Below are 16662 nucleotides of genomic sequence, written 5' to 3'. Positions count from 1 at the left end.
CCGCCGCAGGATTTTGTTACCATCGGCGGCATATAGAGCGCCCAGCGCCACCGACCTGTAGGAAGCCGCCCTGATGAGCCCATCGTTCGATGTCGTGGAACTCGCCACGACCTATGCCAACAAATCCGCACAGGACATCCTGAAACTCGCGTTCGCCGAGTTCGGCGATGACCTGTGGATATCTTTCAGCGGCGCCGAGGATGTGGTGCTGGTGGACATGGCCTGGAAGCTGAACAAGAACGTCAAGGTGTTCAGCCTCGACACCGGTCGTTTGCACCCCGAAACCTACCGCTTCATCGAGCAGGTGCGCGAGCACTACCAGATCGATATCGAAGTGGTATCGCCGGACTCCACCAAGCTCGAACCTTTCGTGAAGGAAAAAGGCTTGTTCAGTTTCTACAAGGACGGTCACGGCGAGTGCTGCGGCATCCGCAAGATCGAGCCGTTGCGTCGCAAGCTCTCGGGTGTTAGCGCTTGGGCCACCGGCCAGCGTCGGGACCAGAGCCCGGGCACCCGCAGCGCGGTCGCGGTGCTGGAAATCGATACCGCGTTCTCCACCCCGGAACGCACGCTGTATAAATTCAACCCGCTGGCGCAAATGACCAGCGAAGAGATCTGGGGCTACATCCGCATGCTGGAGCTGCCGTACAACAGCCTGCATGAGCGCGGGTTCATCAGTATTGGTTGCGAGCCTTGCACCCGTCCGGTATTGCCGAACCAGCATGAACGCGAAGGTCGTTGGTGGTGGGAAGAAGCCACGCAGAAAGAATGCGGACTGCATGCGGGAAATATCATCAGCAAATCGAAAGCTTGAAAATCACTGTCTTAGACCGCGTTATCGTTCATCGCGGGCAAGCCTCGCTCCCACAGGTTTTGTGTCGTTCTGTGGGAAGGCTTGCCCGCGATGGCCACCCACAGATTTGTATCGTTCTGTGGGAGCGTGGCTTGCCCGCGATGGCCACGCCTCGGTCCAAAGCCAGGCTCAAAGCGCGCTGAACCGCCGCCCCAACTCCTGCTCCGAAAACTGTTCAATGACGAAATCGACAAACGCCCGGGTTTTGCCCGGCAGCAGTTTGTGTTCGGCGTAATAAATGGAAATGTTGCCGTCATCGACGTACCAGTCAGGCAGCACCCGCTGCAACGTACCCGCCTCCAGATAGCCCACGGCAAACGGCATGCTCACCAGCGCAATGCCCAACCCCTGAGCCGCCGTGGCGCAGGCGGCTTCCGAATCGCTCATGGTCATCCGCGCCTTGAGCGTCAGCGGGCTGTGTTGCCGGGTGCGACTGGTCAACTGCCAGGAACGCACGCGCCCCGTCTGGGGCGAGCGTATCAAGATGCCGTCGTGATGTTTGAGGTCGTCGGGCTCGATGATCGCCTCGTGCCCCGCCAGGTAGTGGGCTGAAGCCACCAACACCCGATGGGCCGGCGTCAACTTGCGCGCCACTACGCCTTGGGGCAGCTCGAATCCGCCTCCAATCGCCGCATCGAAACCCTGGCCGATCAGGTCGACCTGGCGGTTATCGAAATGCCAGTCCGGGTTGATCGCCGGAAATCGCCGTAGAAACTCGCCCAGCAACGGCACGATGTACAAACGCCCGAACACTGTGCCCATGCTGACTTTCAATGTGCCGGCGGGACGTCCTTCGGCGCTGGCCAGGTTGGCCACGGCATTCTGGATCGTGTGCAGGCTGGCGCTGACTTCGCCCAGAAACAGCTGACCGGCCTCAGTCAGCGTCAGGCTGCGCGTGCTGCGCTGGAACAGCCGCACACCCAGTCGCACCTCCAGCTTGGCAACGCTCTTGCCCACCGCCGCCGGCGTCAGGCTCAAGCGCCGCGCTGCTTCGGCGAAGCTGCCAACCTCGGCGCTACGCACGAAGCATTCGATACTGCTGAAGGTTTCCATAGGCGCCACTATAAACTTCTGGTTTACACAGACTATAGCAATGACGGTCTATCCGGCGGGGAATGCTAAGCCGATACTCGACTCCGACAACAAGGCAACCCGCCTTGAATTTTCTGGAGATCGACATGACCACTCAACACCTCAGCGGTAAAGTAGCTCTGATTCAAGGCGGTTCACGCGGCATCGGTGCTGCCATCGTCAAACGCCTGGCCGCCGAAGGCGCTTGCGTGGCCTTCACTTACGTAAGCTCCACCGCAAAAGCCGAGGAATTGCAAAACAGCATCACCACCACAGGCGGCAAAGCCCTGGCCATCAAGGCTGACAGCGCCGATGCCGTCGCGATCCGCAATGCCGTTAATGCCACTGTCGAAGCCTTCGGTCGCCTGGACATCCTGGTCAACAACGCAGGCGTCCTGGCCGTCGCACCGCTGGAAGACTTCACACTCGAAGATTTCGACCAAACCTTGGCAATCAATGTGCGCAGTGTGTTCATCGCCACTCAGGAAGCGGCCAAACACATGACCGAAGGCGGTCGCATCATCAATATCGGCAGCACCAATGCCGAGCGCATGCCCTTCGCCGGTGGAGGCCCGTACGCCATGAGCAAATCGGCGCTGGTCGGCCTGACCAAAGGCCTGGCCCGCGACCTCGGCCCGCGGGGTATCACCATCAACAACGTGCAACCGGGCCCGGTCGACACCGACATGAACCCTGCCAACGGCGACTTCGCTGAAAGCCTGATCCCGCTGATGGCCGTGGGTCGTTACGGCAAAGTGGAAGAAATCGCCAGCTTCGTCGCTTATCTTGTCGGCCCCGAAGCCGGTTACATCACCGGTGCCAGCCTGACCATCGACGGTGGTTTCGGCGCCTGATACAGGTCACTGCGTAAGCGGATTGATAGAGTGAGGGGGGGCTTTTGTGGTGAGGGGCTTTATGTGGCGAGGGGGCTTGCCCCCGTTCGACTGCGCAGCAGTCGTAAACCAGTCACCGGGGGGCTTCGCGCCCCAACGGGGGCAAGCCCCCTCGCCACAAAAGGCCCCTCCCCCATCAGACAGGCATTAAGCCCACTCAAGCGCCGGCAAACCACATGCACTGGGCTTGAACGCCTTCAACGTACGAAGAATGCCATCGGCGTGTGCGTACTTTTCGTCGGCCATCGCCGCATCCGGAATCGCTATCGCCGTCATCCCCGCCGCTTTCGCCGCCGTGACACCGAACGGCGAATCCTCGAACACCAGGCAATCCCCGGGCGCGACACCCAGGCGCCGCGCCGCCGTCAGGAAGATATCCGGCGCCGGTTTGGCGGCACCCACTTCCGGGTCATCCGCAGTGACGATGAAGTCGAACAGCGCGAACCAGTCGCGGTGCAAGGTGGTTTTCTGGCCAAACGACTGGCGCGAAGAACTGGTGCCCACCGCGATAGGAATGTTGTTGGCCTTCAAGTGCCGAACCAGCTCTTCTGCTCCGGGCATCGCCAGCGCCGTCGGAAAACGCTCGCGCATTAAGGGCTCACGGATCACCAGGAACTCCTCGGCAGTGATCGGCAGGTCCAGCGCCTGGACCACATAGCGCGCCAGATCATAGGCGCCACGACCGATGATGTTCTGCTTGACGCGCCAGTCGAAGGTCCGGCCGTAACGCCCGGCAATGATCGACGTGACCTCTGTGTAAATGCCCTCGGTGTCCAGCAACAAGCCGTCCATGTCGAAAATCACGGCCTTGATCGGGCCGAACTCATCCAAGGGTGCATTCATCGCATCTGATCCGATTTCTCACGACATCCCAAGAACGGCCTAGGCACGCCGGGATCGTGATGGATTAAAGGGTTCAGCAGCATAGCGAGCACGGTTGGCGGAGAGCAACGGACAATGCCTGGCGGATACAAAAAACTGTCTCGGGACGCCCGCGATGATTTAGCGATTTCCCCTACACCAAACACCACCTTTCCCGACTTCTTTTCTCGTTGATCCCCCGCAAAGTCTTGCGCTCCAGATTAATCAGCGCGAGGGACTGCGAATGTTCGAACCTGACAAGGTCCTGGCCTTGAACAATGCCATCGGCCTGCTCGTGGTCGCTGCCATGGACCCCGAGCAGCCGGACGTCGAAGCGTTGCTCGGTGACTTTCGACTCTGCCTCAACGACTACGAGGCCTGGGCGGAAAACTTCTGGACCGTTGGGGCACTGGATGTCGAACAGGTGTTCAAGGTCGGCAACGAAGTCCGGCTCAGCGCACCGAAAGATTCCACTACCCCTGTCAGTTCAACGCTCGCCATGTGCCCTGCCAGCGGTCCGTTGACACTGGTGCACCTGTTTGAAGCCGCACGTTTCGTGCCGATCGGCGATACGCCGGTGATGCTCGAACCGGTTATCTCGCAGCGTAAGGGTGAACTGACGTTCGGTGAGCCCGTCCACGAAATCATCGGCCCCAGCGGCATCCTCGAAATCCCCGACTGCTGGCGTGGCCAGCGTTATCGCATCACCTTCTTTCCCAACGTTGGCGCTGATCACGTCAAAGCGCTCTATGCCTCCTATCAAGGCGTGATCGGCGAGCTGGAAGGCTGGTTGCGCAATGAATGGTCGAATGAATTCGAGCCTTTATGGGCAGGTTTCTCCGAGGCAACCTTCACTCAGCGCTACGGCCTGCTGCAACAGGCCGACTGGCGCGGCCTCGAGCGTGCGCTGCAGGGTTTGTGGGATGACGTGAAGCAGGTCTACGCCCTGGTGGCAGATCTGCAAGCCAATAGCGAAAAACTCCTTGAATACCTGACCGAAGGCGAGCTTGAGACGCTGCTCAATGCCTCGTCTGAAGCCATCGCCAATGTGTTGCTGATGTTGAGCGATGAGCCATTGATGTTCATCCATCTCGCCGCCTTCATCAGCTGGATGAAGATGTTACCGCCGCAGCACATCGCTGAAGTCGTGGCGCACATTCGTACAGAATTATTGATCAGTTTCCTGCTGGTGCGTCTCACCGGCCCTACGGGCCTGAAGCTCGGCATGAGCGCCAAAGTACTGGACAAGATCAAGTCCCGGCAGGCGCGACAGTGGTTGGCGGCGGCCAGTTTGCGACTGGCCGAACTAACGGCCAAATCTGACCTGACAGCCCACGCTGGCGCGCTCAAACCGCTCGTGGTCAGCGCGCGAAATGCACCGCTGAAACCTGCACCAACCGTTCCGCTACAGATCAGTGCCGGCGACTCGCCGGTTATGCAGGTGAACAATCCAGTCGCCATCGCTCGCGACAAATCCAACGCCATGACCCGGCTGGGGCGTCACGAACCTTACGACGATGCACCGAGTCAGGCGAAAACCCCTAACGGCGACAGCACCGATTGCGCGGCACTGACCTGCACCAACGGCTGCCCGGTGTCGATGGTCACCGGTGAAGAGCTGCTGACCCTCACCGACGGTTCGTTGGACGGCATCCTGTCGTTCGACTTCACCCGGCTCTACCGCACCAGCGCGGCGCAAGTCGATTGCGGGCTGGGCTTTGGCTGGAGCCATTCGCTCGCCCATCGGCTGGAAATCGAGGGTGATCAGGTCGTCTGGATCGACCACGAGAACCGCCGCACCACCTTTCCACTGCCAAACCGCGAACGCCCGGCGATTCACAACAGCCTGTCACGCGCGGCGATTTACCTTGGGAATGAGTCGGAAGAATTGATTCTTGCGTTGGCCGGCGAGACGAGCCGGTTCTATCACTTTCAAGAGGGTCGCTTGACGGCGATCAGCGACGCCTACAACAACCGACTCCACATCACTCGCGACCGTCAGCAGCGCATCCAGCGCCTCGATAACGGCGCCGGTCGTTCCCTGCTGTTGTGCTACGAGCGCAGGCACCTCGTCGCCATCGAATATCAGTCGTTTCATCCCACCGATGCTGGAGGTGAAGCCTGGCGTACAGAGCAGACGCTGATTTTCTATCGCTACGACGCCCGCCAACGCTTGATCGAAACGACCAACGCCGCCGGTGAAAGCGAGCGTTACGATTACGACGACCAGCACGTGATTCTGCAGCGGCAACTGGCCGGTGGGGCGAGTTTCTTCTGGGAGTGGGAACGGTCCGGCAAGGCGGCGCGCTGTATCCGCCACTGGGCGTCGTTTTCGCAGATGGACACGCGTTACGTCTGGGACGACGAGGGCCGCGTCACCGTCCAGAACCTCGATGGCAGCGAAGAGGTTTACGTCCACGACGATCGGGCGCGGCTGGTGCGCAAGGTCGAGTTGGACGGTGGCGAACACCTCAAGGCCTATGACGATCAGGGCCGCTTGGTGGCCGAACAGGATCCGCTCGGCGCCGTCATCGAATACCGCTACGACGAAGTCGGACGGCTGGTCGCGCTGATTCCGCCGGAAGACGAGCCAACGGCCTACGAGTACCGCAACGGTTTCCTGCATGCGCGGTATCGCGGTCAAGCGGTGTGGAAATACCAGCGCAATGCGCAGGGCGATGTCATCGAAGCGACCGCTCCTGACGGGAATATCACCCACTATCACTACGACGACAAAGGTCAGCTGCTGTCGATCCGCTACCCGGACACCAGTCGGCATGTGTTTGCCTGGAATGGTTTGGGGCAGTTGCTCGAGGAAACGCTGCCGGACGGTAGCCAGCGGCGCTTTTCCTACGATGCACTGGGCCGAAGGATTACCCGTCAGGACGAACACGGTGCGCTCACCCGTTACCAATGGGACGCCGTCGGCCGACTGGTTCAGGCGACGCTGCCGACCGGCGCCAGCCGCGGTTTCAGCTACAACGCCTACGGCAAGATCACCGCCGAGCGCGATGAACTGGGCCGCGTCACCCGCTACGAATACGCCGATGACCTGCACCGGGTCAGCCGCCGCATCAACCCCGACGGCACCCAGCTCCAATACCGCTACGACAATGCCCAGCTGCTGCTCACGGACATCGAAAACGAAGCCGGCGAACACTATCGGCTGGACTACACGCCCGGCGGATTGATCCGACAGGAAACCGGCTTCGATGGCCGCCGCACCGCCTACAGCTACGATCTCAATGGCAACCTGCTGGAGAAAACCGAGTTTGGCGATGACGGCTCACGGCTGATCACGGCTTATGAGCGGGACTCGGTCGGACGGTTGCTGGTCAAGACGCTGCCCGACGGTATCCAGGTTAAATACCGCTACGACAGCCTCGGCCGATTGGTCAGTGTCGACGACGGCCACGACCATCCGCTGGAATTCGAATACGACCAGCAAGATCGGCTGATCACCGAGCACCAGGGCTGGGGCACCTTGCGTTATCGCTACGACGCCTGCGGCCGACTTAACCACCTGCGCCTGCCGGACAACAGCAAACTCGATTATCACCACGCCAAGGGTGGCGCCCTGACGGGTATCGGCCTCAACGGCGCCCGACTCACCACCCACCAGTTTGCATTCGGCCGCGAGTTGCAACGCCAACAAGGTCAGCTCACCAGCGAATACTCATACGACGATCAGGGCCGATTGAAAGCGCATGCCGTCAGCCAACAGAAACAAGCGCTCTACCGTCGCGATTTTGCCTACAGCGCCAACGGCAATCTCGACCACATCGCCGACACCCGCCATGGCCAGCGCAGCTACCAGTACGACGCGCTCAACCGCCTGACCCGCGTGCGCCACTCTCGCGACCAGCCACCGGAAAGCTTCGCCCACGACCCGGCCGGCAACCTGCTGGTGCAAGACCGGCCCGGCCCGGCCACCATCAAAGGCAACCGCCTGTTGATGCAGGGCGATTGCCACTTCGATTACGACGCTTTCGGCAATCTGATCCGCGAACGCCGCGGCACCGGGCAGAAACTCGTCACCGAGTACCGCTACGACGGCCAGCACCGGTTGATCGGTGTCACGTTGCCGGACAGTCGTCGTGTGAGTTATCGCTACGACGCCTTCGGCCGCCGCATCAGCAAAACCGTCGACGGCAAAACCACCGAGTTCTTCTGGCAGGGCGATCACCTCGTCGCCGAACACAGCCAGGATCACCATCGCAGCTATATCTACGAACCGGGCAGTTTCCGCCCACTGGCCATGCTCGACGGCAAAGGCCCGCGCCAGGCCTGCCCGTTCTACTACCAACTCGACCACCTCGGCACGCCGCAAGAACTCACCGACTACAGCGGCGACATCATCTGGGCCGCCCGATACACCGCCTATGGCCGCCTCACCCGCCTCAACCGCGACACCCACCAGGTCCTCGATCAGCCGCTGCGCTTTCAGGGCCAGTATTTCGACGCCGAAACCGGCCTGCATTACAACCGGCACCGCTACTACAATCCAGACATCGGACGGTACCTGACGCCGGACCCGAGCAAGTTGGCGGGTGGGTTAAACGGGTATCAGTACACGCGCAATCCCACGGGCTGGGTTGATCCGTTGGGATTGAGTGATTGTCCTGGAGGGGATGGGTGTAAGAAGCCGTCGTTTGGGGATGAAGATCCGGCGGGTAAGGTGGGAGTTGATGAGGGGGAGCCTGGAACCCCAAAACAAGAGAACTATTATTTGTATCGAGGTGACGACCGAGAACCATGGGAAATTTTTGAGGCAGGATTTGAGCCCTTGGGAGATAGTACAGATCTGTTTCTGCATGCATCAGATAACAGAAGCCCTCCCAGTTATTTTGTCAGCACTACGACAAACGAAAAAGAGGCGACAAAGTTTGCCACAGGCTACGGCCTTGCCGACGGATATATATATGTTTTAAAAAACATTCGCGGCATCGATGTAAATAAAGAATTGGGCATGATGTCACCACATCGGCGTGAGGTTGAAATAGCAATCCCAGGAGGAATAAAAAATCACGATATCGTGGGTGCCACCCCCGTCTATGACGATGGTAGCTATAAGGGCTACTCAATACCCAACCCTTTCAGGAAGCAACCATGAAAACAATAGAAATTTTAATAAAAAATCATGGCCTCATAGAAAGCGCCACAATCGAATGTGACAGAAAAAAACCGACACTCACATTCACGATGCAAAGTGGTTTAAAAAAAGTTTATACAGCCTTTGACCTTTACGTATGCTTTGGCATGTTAAGAGCAGACCATCCCGAGATAAATTTCTTGTGCAAAGGCGCTAAATTAAATGTTCATCCTTCACGAATGTCTTCCCAAATGTCTGGCGGCTTGGTCGCATACGAACTTAAACTTGGAAAACCTAGCGAAGAAGAGGACATAGTAAGAATTTTCGACTACGAAGACGAAAACATTACTAACGATATTGAAGAGCAAAGAACCTTCTATAAAAACTGGATCGACTCATTAATTAAAATGCAAAAAAAACCTGAAGATAACAATCCATAACCAACAGGGTCGCGCAAAGCGTCAAGCATTAGTTACGCCTATGCAAAACTCCAAAGCCCAGCTCGACGCTGGGCTCAATTCTTCGATACACACTCTGGCTTAGCCGCCAGAGCCATCGACCTTATCCCCACTACCTACTCCACTACCGCTCTCATCAATTTCAAAACCACCTGATTCTCCAGACCCACTTCCAGAACCACTCCCCATCGAACTGCCATCGCTCATCGACCCACTTCCCTTCCCCGGGCTGGTGCTACTCCCGCTGGCATCACCACCATTCCCACCACCAATGGTGTCCGGTGGCGGCACCTTCCCATCCGAGGCGCCCGCATTCATTTCCGAATAAGGGGGCATTCCGCCCTTGTCGACCGGCGCATCGCGGCCAGAAGACTGAGCAAACGCCGCCAATGAACTGATCGACAATAAGCCAACCACCGTCAGCGTCGTCAGTTTTGACCTGATCATGACGCACCTCCTTAAAGAGTGCTTTACCTGAAGTCTGGCCGCAGTCGCTTTTTAAAGGTGCCGCGCAATCGACAAGCGGTGATGGATCGCTGCGCAGGTTTCAACTCGGCTCTCCCGATAGATCGTCGCCGGCAATGTCTGGATCATCGGGATGGGCTTCCACATCACCGCGCTTCACATCATCGGTGGGCACTTGCTCCACGGCGGTGTCGTCATCGTCGGGCGGGCGCTGGTCGCGACTCAGGGAATCGGTGGGTGAAGGCAGCGGGTATTCAGGGGTATCGTCGTCGATATCGGAGTCTTTTGGATCAGCGTTCATAACGCACCTCTCAATGGACCTGAAAAGCAGATCCTGACATTTCGAGGACAACGCGATAGGCGCGGTTCGATCAGAGGGACGATCGGTCGGTCTGGCCGTAAAGCACGATTACTCGTCATCTTCCTCGTCGTATTCGTCGTACTCGCAATTGCCCACATCGCCTGCATCATCGGCATCGTTGAGCGGCACCGTGGCGTCGTCCATCAGCGACCCCGGATCTTCGTTGCCAGGATCATTGATCGGACCTTCATCTTCCATACTTTCAGTTTCCGGAGTCATGACCTGCCTCACAACGTTCAGGGGGGTATTAGTTCGAGGCGTCCGGCGGGCAAACGTTCCAGAGTCCTGGTGACAGACGCGAAAAACCCGGCGCGGGGGCCGGGTTTCTTGTCACTCGATATCGAGTTAGTGATGCTTGTACTTATTTTTATGTTTGTGCTTGTGTTTGCCACCGCCAGAATGCGAACTGTCGTTGTCGTTACCCAGGTTGCTGCCCACCGCGCCACCGGCTGCACCGCCCACGCCAGCGCCAATGGTCGAACCGGTGGAGCCGCCCAGACTATTGCCGATGACCGAACCGCCCGCCGCGCCGATACCGCCGCCAACAGCCGCTTCTGTTCGACTGCCCTTGCGCGCACCGACCGCGCTGCCCGCCGCACCACCGACGCCCGCGCCAACCGCTGCTCCGGTGCTGCCGCCTAGTTGACCGCCGACCACGTTACCCAAGGCGCCGCCAAGACCACCGCCCACTGCAGCGGTGCCGTCGCTGGCAGCCATTGCACCCTGAGCAATCAAAAGTCCAAAAACCACCGTGGATAATGTCAAACGCATGATAGGAACCTCTAATTTCCGCATCGGGGGAAGATCGTGCCGCGGATAGGCATCAGTCTGGCTTCTGCCTCTGTTGAACAGCGAATCAGATACCGACTGTAAGAGCTTTGAGCCACATCCTGTAGAAACGTTCCAAAACGAAAAAGCCCGGCATTGAGCCGGGCGTCTTCAGCGGGATCATCTCAGGATCAGTGGCCTTTTTTGGACAGATTGCTGCCCACGCCGCCGCCCAATGCACCGCCCAGACCGGCACCGATGGTGGAGCCAGTCTTGCCACCCAAACTGTTGCCGATCAACGAACCGCCCGCCGCGCCAACACCGCCGCCGATGGCCGCTTTGGTGCGGCTGCCTTTGCGTGCTGCAACCGCACTGCCAGCTGCACCCGCCACGCCGGCACCAATCGCTGCACCTGTGCTGCCGCCCATTTTCTGACCGACCACATTACCCAGCGCGCCACCCAGACCACCACCGAGCGCAGCAGTGCCATCACCGGCAGCCATCGCACCTTGAGCAAACAGAAGGCCCAGAACCAGAGCAGGCAGTGTCAAACGCATAACGAGAACCTCAAGAAAGGGGGAAACCGGAAGGCCGGAGATTGAATGCTTAAGAGGAGGCAAAGTCCGGACACAAACACGGAACAACCTCGTCATTGGCGACGGTTGGACAGCATTTATGGGAAAGGTTTTATGACAGGCAAAAAAAAGCCCGCTGGGGAGACGGGCCAGGGTACTGCTTTCTAACGGATGAGCTGAGACTACGTAGGAAGGTGTGAAAAGATTGTGAAAAAAGTCGCATTGTTGCAAGACGTTTCCCCACATTATCGCCAAGCCGCTTTTCACCCTTCAAAAACAAGAAACCCCGCTCGATGGCGGGGCTCTGTACGGTCACTGTTTACTTCCTGGAAGACGCACGCAGCTTGGGCATGAATTTCGATTTAGGTCCCCGAGTTCGAGGCACCGTAGATTTGATTTTGTTGATTTTGATACGGTCTTCACCGAAGCTCGGCACATAGTCCGTCTGACCACACTGCACACAATTATTGATTGGAAACTCCGCCCCGTCGTCTTCGATATACGGCTCAGTCATATCTTCGCTCCTCTCAACGGGTCGATACCGGCAAGCCCTTTTTGCCTGAAAAATATCGACCACCCAGGATTTTGAGACTAGCTGGTCATTCCAAGACTTGTGATTCAGATTGTTGCATGATCGACGAATGGCCGGTGCAGCCTCCTACCTTAGCTTCACTGCTGTCCCGGTCACAAACACCACTACCATCCCACCTTTACCGGCCGGCATGCTGATCTCATAGTCGAGCCCTACCACCGCATCCGCCTGAAGCGCCCGCGCCCGCTCCTTGATCTCGTCGGTTGCCTGAATCCGCGCATCCTTCAATGCTCGTTCCAACGTTTGTGAACGCCCACCGAAAAAATCCCGCATGCCTGCGAACAGATCGCGGATCACGTTGACCCCCTGCACCGACTCAGCGCTGACGATGTCCAGATAAGCAGTGATTTGCCGGCCTTCGATGGTGTGGGTTGTGGTGGTGATCATGAAAATGTCCTTGTTCAGAGCTGCCGTCGATTGGGTGAAACGATGGGAAACGGCGCGAGAATTGAGTATAGAGATCGATTCCCGTCGAGCGGGTTGCCAGTTTAACAGGGGGGCTGAACGCACCTGAAATGGGGCTTAGGGGAGCTTGAAAAAGCGGCAGCCAGTGACAGCCATGATTGAATAATCCAGACACCAGAAACCACAAAACCCCTGACTTCTCTCGAAATCAGGGGTTTTGTGTACATCGAATTTGGCGGTGAAGGAGAGATTCGAACTCTCGATACAGTTTCCTGTATACACACTTTCCAGGCGTGCTCCTTAAGCCACTCGGACACTTCACCGTATCTCGTCAAACATGTTCTGTCTGTCGAGGCGCGCTAATGTAGTCGAAAGCTTTTCTGATGGCAAATTTTTTTTGCAGAATTTTCATGCGGTTAGCGATTTAGTCGTTCCGCTGGCTGCCGTGCCATGGCAAATCCGCCAATCTCCGGCTTCGCATCCTCTCCTATATAGAGGGGAATGCGCGGCTGGCGTGGCCGGCGACGCTTGCCGGGCGGGGAAAAGGTGACCGAGCGGTCAGTCACGGCGCTTTACCTGGCCTACGACGGTGAGTAACGTCTGGCTTACTTTATTAATAGGATTGGCGTCATGAGTGAGTTGATTTCCTACCATCTCGAAGACGGTATCGCGACCCTGACCTTGAGCAATGGCAAGGTCAATGCCATCTCACCGGATGTGATTGTTGCGTTTAACGCAGCCCTGGATCGGGCGGTGGCGGATCGGGCGGTGGTGATCATTACCAGTCAGCCGGGTATTTTTTCGGGTGGTTATGACTTGAAGGTGATGACGGCCGGCCCAAAAGAAGCGATTGCATTGGTGGCTGCCGGTTCGACGCTGGCTCGTCGCCTGTTGTCGCACCCCTTCCCGGTGGTCGTGGCGTGTCCTGGGCATGCGGTGGCCAAGGGTGCGTTTATTTTGTTGTCGGCTGACTACCGCATTGGTGTCGATGGCCCGTTCAGCATTGGTCTGAATGAAGTGCAGATCGGCATGACCATGCACCATGCCGGTATCGAGCTGGCGCGTGATCGTCTGCGCAAGTCGGCGTTTCATCGCGCGGTGATCAATGCCGAGATGTTCAATCCGCAGAGTGCCGTGGATGCCGGTTTCCTTGACCTGGTGGTGTCGGCCGAAGAGCTGCAAGGCGCAGCGCTAGCGGCGGCTCGTCAGTTGAAGAAGCTTAATATGACGGCCCATAAAAATACCAAGCTGAAAGTGCGCAAGGCACTGCTGGAGACGCTGGACAACGCGATCATCCTGGATCAGGAATATATGGGTTAAGCCCGAAAGCGCTGTACGAAAAGCCCGACCGTCGTGTCGGGCTTTTTTGCCTGTGTGGTTTAAAGCCTACAACCGCTCTAGACCGCATCTGCCCCATAAGTCGGGAATATGCGCTCAAATATCGGCTATCTCCCACTTCTATAGCGGCAATTGCCGAAAACAGTACACCTCCGTACACTGCGCCACCTTTTGTCCCGGTGGGCCCTTTAAATGTTGTTTGTGTTTCGTATGTTATTGATGGGCTTGCACTTTATTCTGGCCGGTATGCTTGGGGTGATTATCGGTCTGTGCCGGCCGTTCAATCCGGACAACAGCCGTTTATGCGCGCGTCTGTATGCATGGCCGGCGATGTGCATTCTGCGTTTGCGGGTGAAGGCTGACGTCGGGCCGTTGATGGATAAGCCTGACAGCTGCGTGATCGTTGCGAACCACCAGTCCAACTACGATCTGTTTGTATTCGGTAATGTGGTACCCCGCCGCACCGTGTGCATTGGCAAGAAGAGCCTGAAGTGGGTGCCGTTGTTCGGGCAGTTGTTCTGGCTGGCCGGCAATGTGTTGATCGACCGCGGCAATGCCCACAAGGCACGCCAGTCGATGCTGACTACGACTCGCACCTTGCAGCATGAAGACACCTCGATCTGGGTTTTCCCCGAAGGCACGCGCAACCTTGGCGAAGAGCTGCTGCCCTTCAAGAAAGGCGCGTTCCAGATGGCGATTGCCGCAGGCGTGCCGATTGTTCCGGTGTGTGTCAGCAGTTACGTCAAACACATGCGATTGAACCGCTGGCGCAGTGGGAAAATTCTGATCCGTTCGTTACCGGCGATTCCTACGGCTGGATTGAGCCTGGATGACATGCCGATGCTGATTGCCCAGTGCCGCGAGCAGATGCGCGAATGCATCGACTCGATGGATCGGCAATTACAGGCCGCTTGAAAAAAACCCGCCGTGCGCGGGTTTTCTTTGCCTGCGAACTCTACAGATTTCGCTGACTCTGAAGCAGCAGACAAGGTTAAGCTCAATCCTGCTTGCCACTGCATATTTGCTAATACAAAGCGCTAAAAGAAGTGAACCAAAATCATGGGTAGAGTCGTTGCTGCTGCGGTTTACAGTGCCGGTAAGAAGGTCACCAATATCACGCTCGATGAAGGCGCTGCCTGGGCTGCCAAGCCTGGCCACTTTGTCTGGATTGGTTTGGAAGAGCCGAACGCCGAAGAGCTGTTCAATTTGCAACGTCAGTTCAACCTGCATGAACTGGCCATCGAAGATGCCCTGGAAAAACACAGCCGACCGAAACTGGAAACGTTCGGTGACGCGCTGTTTATCGTGACGTATTCGCCGGTCCGCGATGAAGGAAAACTGGAGTTCATCGAGACTCATATCTTCGCCGGAAAAGGCTACATCATTACCGCACGCAATGGTCATTCAGCGTCCTACGCCTATGTCCGACAGCGTTGTGAGGCGCGGCCGCTGTTACTGGAGCACGGGGAAGATTTCGTACTCTATGCCATCCTCGACTTCGTGATTGAAAACTACCAGCCCGTGGGTGAGGCGATCCATGCCGAGATCGATGAACTGGAACACAACGTCATGCGCAATTCTTTGAACGAGCATGACATCCAGAAACTCCATAGCCTGCGCCGCGACGTATTGCGCTTGCGCCGGTATGTGGCGCCAATGGTGGAGATTGGTGAGGAACTGCAGAAGCTGAACTTTCCATTCATTGACAAGAACATGCGCCCGTATTTCCGTGATGTGCAGATTCATGTCACGCGGCAGATGGAAGACCTGATGACGCTGGCGGACATTGCCAGCCAGACCATTGAGGTGGGGATATTGCTGGAGGCGTCGCGGCAGAGCGTGGTGCAGCGCAAGTTTGCAGCGTGGGCAGCGATTCTGGCGTTCCCGACGGCGGTGGCCGGGATCTACGGGATGAACTTCGAGAACATGCCGGAATTGACTTGGCATTACGGATATTTCGGAATACTGGGATTTATCGCCGTGGGGTGCGTCGGTTTGTGGACGAGCTTCAAGCGGTCGGGGTGGTTGTAGCCGGGACCGAGGCGTCTGCGAAATTCGCGGGCAAGCCTCGCTCCTTCAAGCCCCTGTAGGAGCGAGGCTTGCCCGCGAAGCTTTTAAGGCTTGACCGACTCACCCTCACCTTCAGGCTTGTGCGCCACAAACCGCATCATCCATTCCGCGACGGTCGTGCCGTGATGCTCGTGTTCAAGACTGGCCATGCCTTTGGAATAAACCTGCTCGCCCAGCGCTTCCTGACGAATATCCAACAGCGCCCGTGAGTAATCGTGAATGAACTCCGGATGCCCCTGGAAGCACAGCACCTGATCATCGATGTGGTACGCGGCGAATGGGCAGAAATCACTCGAAGCAATCACAGTAGCGTTTTCCGGTAGCGCGGTGACCTGATCCTGATGGCTGATCAGCAGCGTCAGCTCTTCTCTCACCGGGTTCATCCATGGCGCCTTGGCCGCGAGTTTGTAGCGATGGGTGCCGACGCCCCAGCCCTGAGTCGCCCGCTCACTTTTGCCACCCAACAACAGCGCCAGCAACTGATGACCGAAGCACACGCCCAGCAGTTTGTCGCCGCGTTCGTAGCGGTTCAGCAGGTACGTCTTGAGGGTTTCAATCCATGGGTCGTTGCCGAAGGAATCGGCTTTGCTGCCGGTGACCAGATACGCATCAAAAGTCTCGTCATCGCTGGGATAATCACCCTGCATCACGTTGTACACGGTGAACTCGGCAGCGATGGGTTGCTGCGAAAACAGACGCTGGAACATCTGCCCATAACCCTGATATTGATCGACCAGTTCCGGACGCAGGATGTCGGTTTCCAGAATGCAGATGCGTAACGACATAAAAAATACCTGACACATGATGGGAATAATGCACACCCCAGAGCCTGCCTTGAAACACGGTGGCAAGGCAAGCCC

The 16662-nt window shown here is 57.6% G+C and carries 17 protein-coding genes and 1 tRNA gene; 7 read left to right on the top strand and 11 right to left on the bottom strand.

Going from position 1 to position 16662, the window contains the following annotated elements:
- Window positions 1-73 precede the first annotated feature (73 nt).
- Complete coding sequence (locus FHW68_RS04500; RefSeq protein ID WP_095634306.1) at window positions 74-814, top strand: phosphoadenylyl-sulfate reductase; 741 nt, start codon at window positions 74-76, stop codon at window positions 812-814.
- A gap of 168 nt (window positions 815-982) precedes the next feature.
- On the opposite strand, the gene FHW68_RS04495 is transcribed toward FHW68_RS04500, so the two are convergent.
- Window positions 983-1906: a LysR family transcriptional regulator gene (locus tag FHW68_RS04495; RefSeq protein ID WP_183679063.1), complete on the bottom strand. Its 924-nt coding sequence runs from the start codon at window positions 1904-1906 to the stop codon at window positions 983-985.
- A gap of 125 nt (window positions 1907-2031) precedes the next feature.
- Between FHW68_RS04495 and FHW68_RS04490 the strand changes: the two genes are divergently transcribed.
- Window positions 2032-2778, top strand: coding sequence for a 3-oxoacyl-ACP reductase family protein (locus FHW68_RS04490; protein WP_183679061.1), 747 nt, complete (start codon window positions 2032-2034; stop codon window positions 2776-2778).
- 186 nt (window positions 2779-2964) lie between these two features.
- Here the strand turns inward: FHW68_RS04490 and FHW68_RS04485 are convergent, their stop codons facing one another.
- Window positions 2965-3660 carry an HAD-IA family hydrolase gene (locus FHW68_RS04485; RefSeq protein WP_095634309.1) on the bottom strand — a complete coding sequence of 232 codons (696 nt, stop codon included), beginning with the start codon at window positions 3658-3660 and terminating at the stop codon, window positions 2965-2967.
- 262 nt (window positions 3661-3922) lie between these two features.
- Here FHW68_RS04485 and FHW68_RS04480 point away from each other — a divergent pair, with 262 nt between their 5' ends.
- Complete coding sequence (locus FHW68_RS04480) at window positions 3923-8791, top strand: RHS repeat-associated core domain-containing protein (RefSeq protein WP_183679059.1); 4869 nt, start codon at window positions 3923-3925, stop codon at window positions 8789-8791.
- Window positions 8788-9210: a hypothetical protein gene (locus FHW68_RS04475; RefSeq protein ID WP_183679057.1), complete on the top strand. Its 423-nt coding sequence runs from the start codon at window positions 8788-8790 to the stop codon at window positions 9208-9210. Before FHW68_RS04480 ends, FHW68_RS04475 begins: the two co-directional genes overlap by 4 nt.
- 99 nt (window positions 9211-9309) lie before the next feature.
- Here the strand turns inward: FHW68_RS04475 and FHW68_RS04470 are convergent, their stop codons facing one another.
- From FHW68_RS04470 to FHW68_RS04440, 8 genes are all read right to left on the bottom strand, one after another.
- A complete protein-coding gene (locus FHW68_RS04470; protein WP_183679055.1) occupies window positions 9310-9675 on the bottom strand; it encodes a hypothetical protein in 366 nt (121 codons plus the stop codon).
- Between the two features lie 100 nt (window positions 9676-9775).
- Window positions 9776-9994, bottom strand: coding sequence for a hypothetical protein (locus FHW68_RS04465; RefSeq protein WP_183679052.1), 219 nt, complete (start codon window positions 9992-9994; stop codon window positions 9776-9778).
- A 108-nt stretch (window positions 9995-10102) separates the two neighbouring features.
- Complete coding sequence (locus tag FHW68_RS04460; protein ID WP_168185114.1) at window positions 10103-10273, bottom strand: hypothetical protein; 171 nt, start codon at window positions 10271-10273, stop codon at window positions 10103-10105.
- Window positions 10274-10399: 126 nt separating this feature from the next.
- Window positions 10400-10825, bottom strand: coding sequence for a glycine zipper domain-containing protein (locus tag FHW68_RS04455; RefSeq protein WP_095633834.1), 426 nt, complete (start codon window positions 10823-10825; stop codon window positions 10400-10402).
- 188 nt (window positions 10826-11013) lie between these two features.
- Window positions 11014-11379 carry a glycine zipper domain-containing protein gene (locus FHW68_RS04450; RefSeq protein ID WP_095633833.1) on the bottom strand — a complete coding sequence of 122 codons (366 nt, stop codon included), beginning with the start codon at window positions 11377-11379 and terminating at the stop codon, window positions 11014-11016.
- 337 nt (window positions 11380-11716) lie between these two features.
- Complete coding sequence (locus FHW68_RS27185) at window positions 11717-11911, bottom strand: hypothetical protein (RefSeq protein WP_095633832.1); 195 nt, start codon at window positions 11909-11911, stop codon at window positions 11717-11719.
- Between the two features lie 144 nt (window positions 11912-12055).
- The gene (locus FHW68_RS04445) at window positions 12056-12376 is read right to left on the bottom strand and encodes a YbjQ family protein (protein WP_007902143.1); all 321 of its coding nucleotides are present in this window, start codon (window positions 12374-12376) and stop codon (window positions 12056-12058) included.
- A gap of 251 nt (window positions 12377-12627) precedes the next feature.
- A tRNA-Ser gene (locus tag FHW68_RS04440) sits at window positions 12628-12717 on the bottom strand.
- A 307-nt stretch (window positions 12718-13024) separates the two neighbouring features.
- On the opposite strand from FHW68_RS04440, the gene FHW68_RS04435 reads away from it, so the two are divergent.
- The 3 genes from FHW68_RS04435 (at window position 13025) to FHW68_RS04425 (ending at window position 15763) form a co-directional block, all read left to right on the top strand.
- Window positions 13025-13714, top strand: coding sequence for a crotonase/enoyl-CoA hydratase family protein (locus FHW68_RS04435; RefSeq protein ID WP_095633793.1), 690 nt, complete (start codon window positions 13025-13027; stop codon window positions 13712-13714).
- Between the two features lie 210 nt (window positions 13715-13924).
- Complete coding sequence (locus tag FHW68_RS04430; RefSeq protein WP_183679050.1) at window positions 13925-14647, top strand: 1-acyl-sn-glycerol-3-phosphate acyltransferase; 723 nt, start codon at window positions 13925-13927, stop codon at window positions 14645-14647.
- A 144-nt stretch (window positions 14648-14791) separates the two neighbouring features.
- Window positions 14792-15763 (top strand): magnesium and cobalt transport protein CorA, encoded by a 972-nt coding sequence (locus FHW68_RS04425; protein ID WP_095633791.1) that lies wholly within the window; start codon window positions 14792-14794, stop codon window positions 15761-15763.
- A gap of 83 nt (window positions 15764-15846) precedes the next feature.
- Here the strand turns inward: FHW68_RS04425 and FHW68_RS04420 are convergent, their stop codons facing one another.
- The gene (locus FHW68_RS04420) at window positions 15847-16587 is read right to left on the bottom strand and encodes an amidotransferase (protein ID WP_183679048.1); all 741 of its coding nucleotides are present in this window, start codon (window positions 16585-16587) and stop codon (window positions 15847-15849) included.
- Window positions 16588-16662: the final 75 nt, after the last annotated feature.

Origin of the sequence: Pseudomonas sp. Tn43 (genome assembly GCF_014192635.1) — a bacterium.
Taxonomy (GTDB): Bacteria; Pseudomonadota; Gammaproteobacteria; order Pseudomonadales; family Pseudomonadaceae; genus Aquipseudomonas.
This window is presented reverse-complemented; position numbering and strand designations above follow the sequence as displayed.

Bases quoted from the DNA above. Each gene is read 5' to 3' on its own strand.
- FHW68_RS04450 (WP_095633833.1), bottom strand. From the start codon at position 11,379: ATGCGTTTGACACTGCCTGCTCTGGTTCTGGGCCTTCTGTTTGCTCAA.
- FHW68_RS04490 (WP_183679061.1), top strand. From the start codon at position 2,032: ATGACCACTCAACACCTCAGCGGTAAAGTAGCTCTGATTCAAGGCGGT.
- FHW68_RS04465 (WP_183679052.1), bottom strand. From the start codon at position 9,994: ATGAACGCTGATCCAAAAGACTCCGATATCGACGACGATACCCCTGAA.
- FHW68_RS04480 (WP_183679059.1), top strand. From the start codon at position 3,923: ATGTTCGAACCTGACAAGGTCCTGGCCTTGAACAATGCCATCGGCCTG.
- FHW68_RS04430 (WP_183679050.1), top strand. From the start codon at position 13,925: ATGTTGTTTGTGTTTCGTATGTTATTGATGGGCTTGCACTTTATTCTG.
- FHW68_RS04495 (WP_183679063.1), bottom strand. From the start codon at position 1,906: ATGGAAACCTTCAGCAGTATCGAATGCTTCGTGCGTAGCGCCGAGGTT.
- FHW68_RS04460 (WP_168185114.1), bottom strand. From the start codon at position 10,273: ATGACTCCGGAAACTGAAAGTATGGAAGATGAAGGTCCGATCAATGAT.
- FHW68_RS04485 (WP_095634309.1), bottom strand. From the start codon at position 3,660: ATGAATGCACCCTTGGATGAGTTCGGCCCGATCAAGGCCGTGATTTTC.
- FHW68_RS04425 (WP_095633791.1), top strand. From the start codon at position 14,792: ATGGGTAGAGTCGTTGCTGCTGCGGTTTACAGTGCCGGTAAGAAGGTC.
- FHW68_RS04435 (WP_095633793.1), top strand. From the start codon at position 13,025: ATGAGTGAGTTGATTTCCTACCATCTCGAAGACGGTATCGCGACCCTG.
- FHW68_RS04500 (WP_095634306.1), top strand. From the start codon at position 74: ATGAGCCCATCGTTCGATGTCGTGGAACTCGCCACGACCTATGCCAAC.
- FHW68_RS04475 (WP_183679057.1), top strand. From the start codon at position 8,788: ATGAAAACAATAGAAATTTTAATAAAAAATCATGGCCTCATAGAAAGC.
- FHW68_RS27185 (WP_095633832.1), bottom strand. From the start codon at position 11,911: ATGACTGAGCCGTATATCGAAGACGACGGGGCGGAGTTTCCAATCAAT.
- FHW68_RS04445 (WP_007902143.1), bottom strand. From the start codon at position 12,376: ATGATCACCACCACAACCCACACCATCGAAGGCCGGCAAATCACTGCT.
- FHW68_RS04470 (WP_183679055.1), bottom strand. From the start codon at position 9,675: ATGATCAGGTCAAAACTGACGACGCTGACGGTGGTTGGCTTATTGTCG.
- FHW68_RS04420 (WP_183679048.1), bottom strand. From the start codon at position 16,587: ATGTCGTTACGCATCTGCATTCTGGAAACCGACATCCTGCGTCCGGAA.
- FHW68_RS04455 (WP_095633834.1), bottom strand. From the start codon at position 10,825: ATGCGTTTGACATTATCCACGGTGGTTTTTGGACTTTTGATTGCTCAG.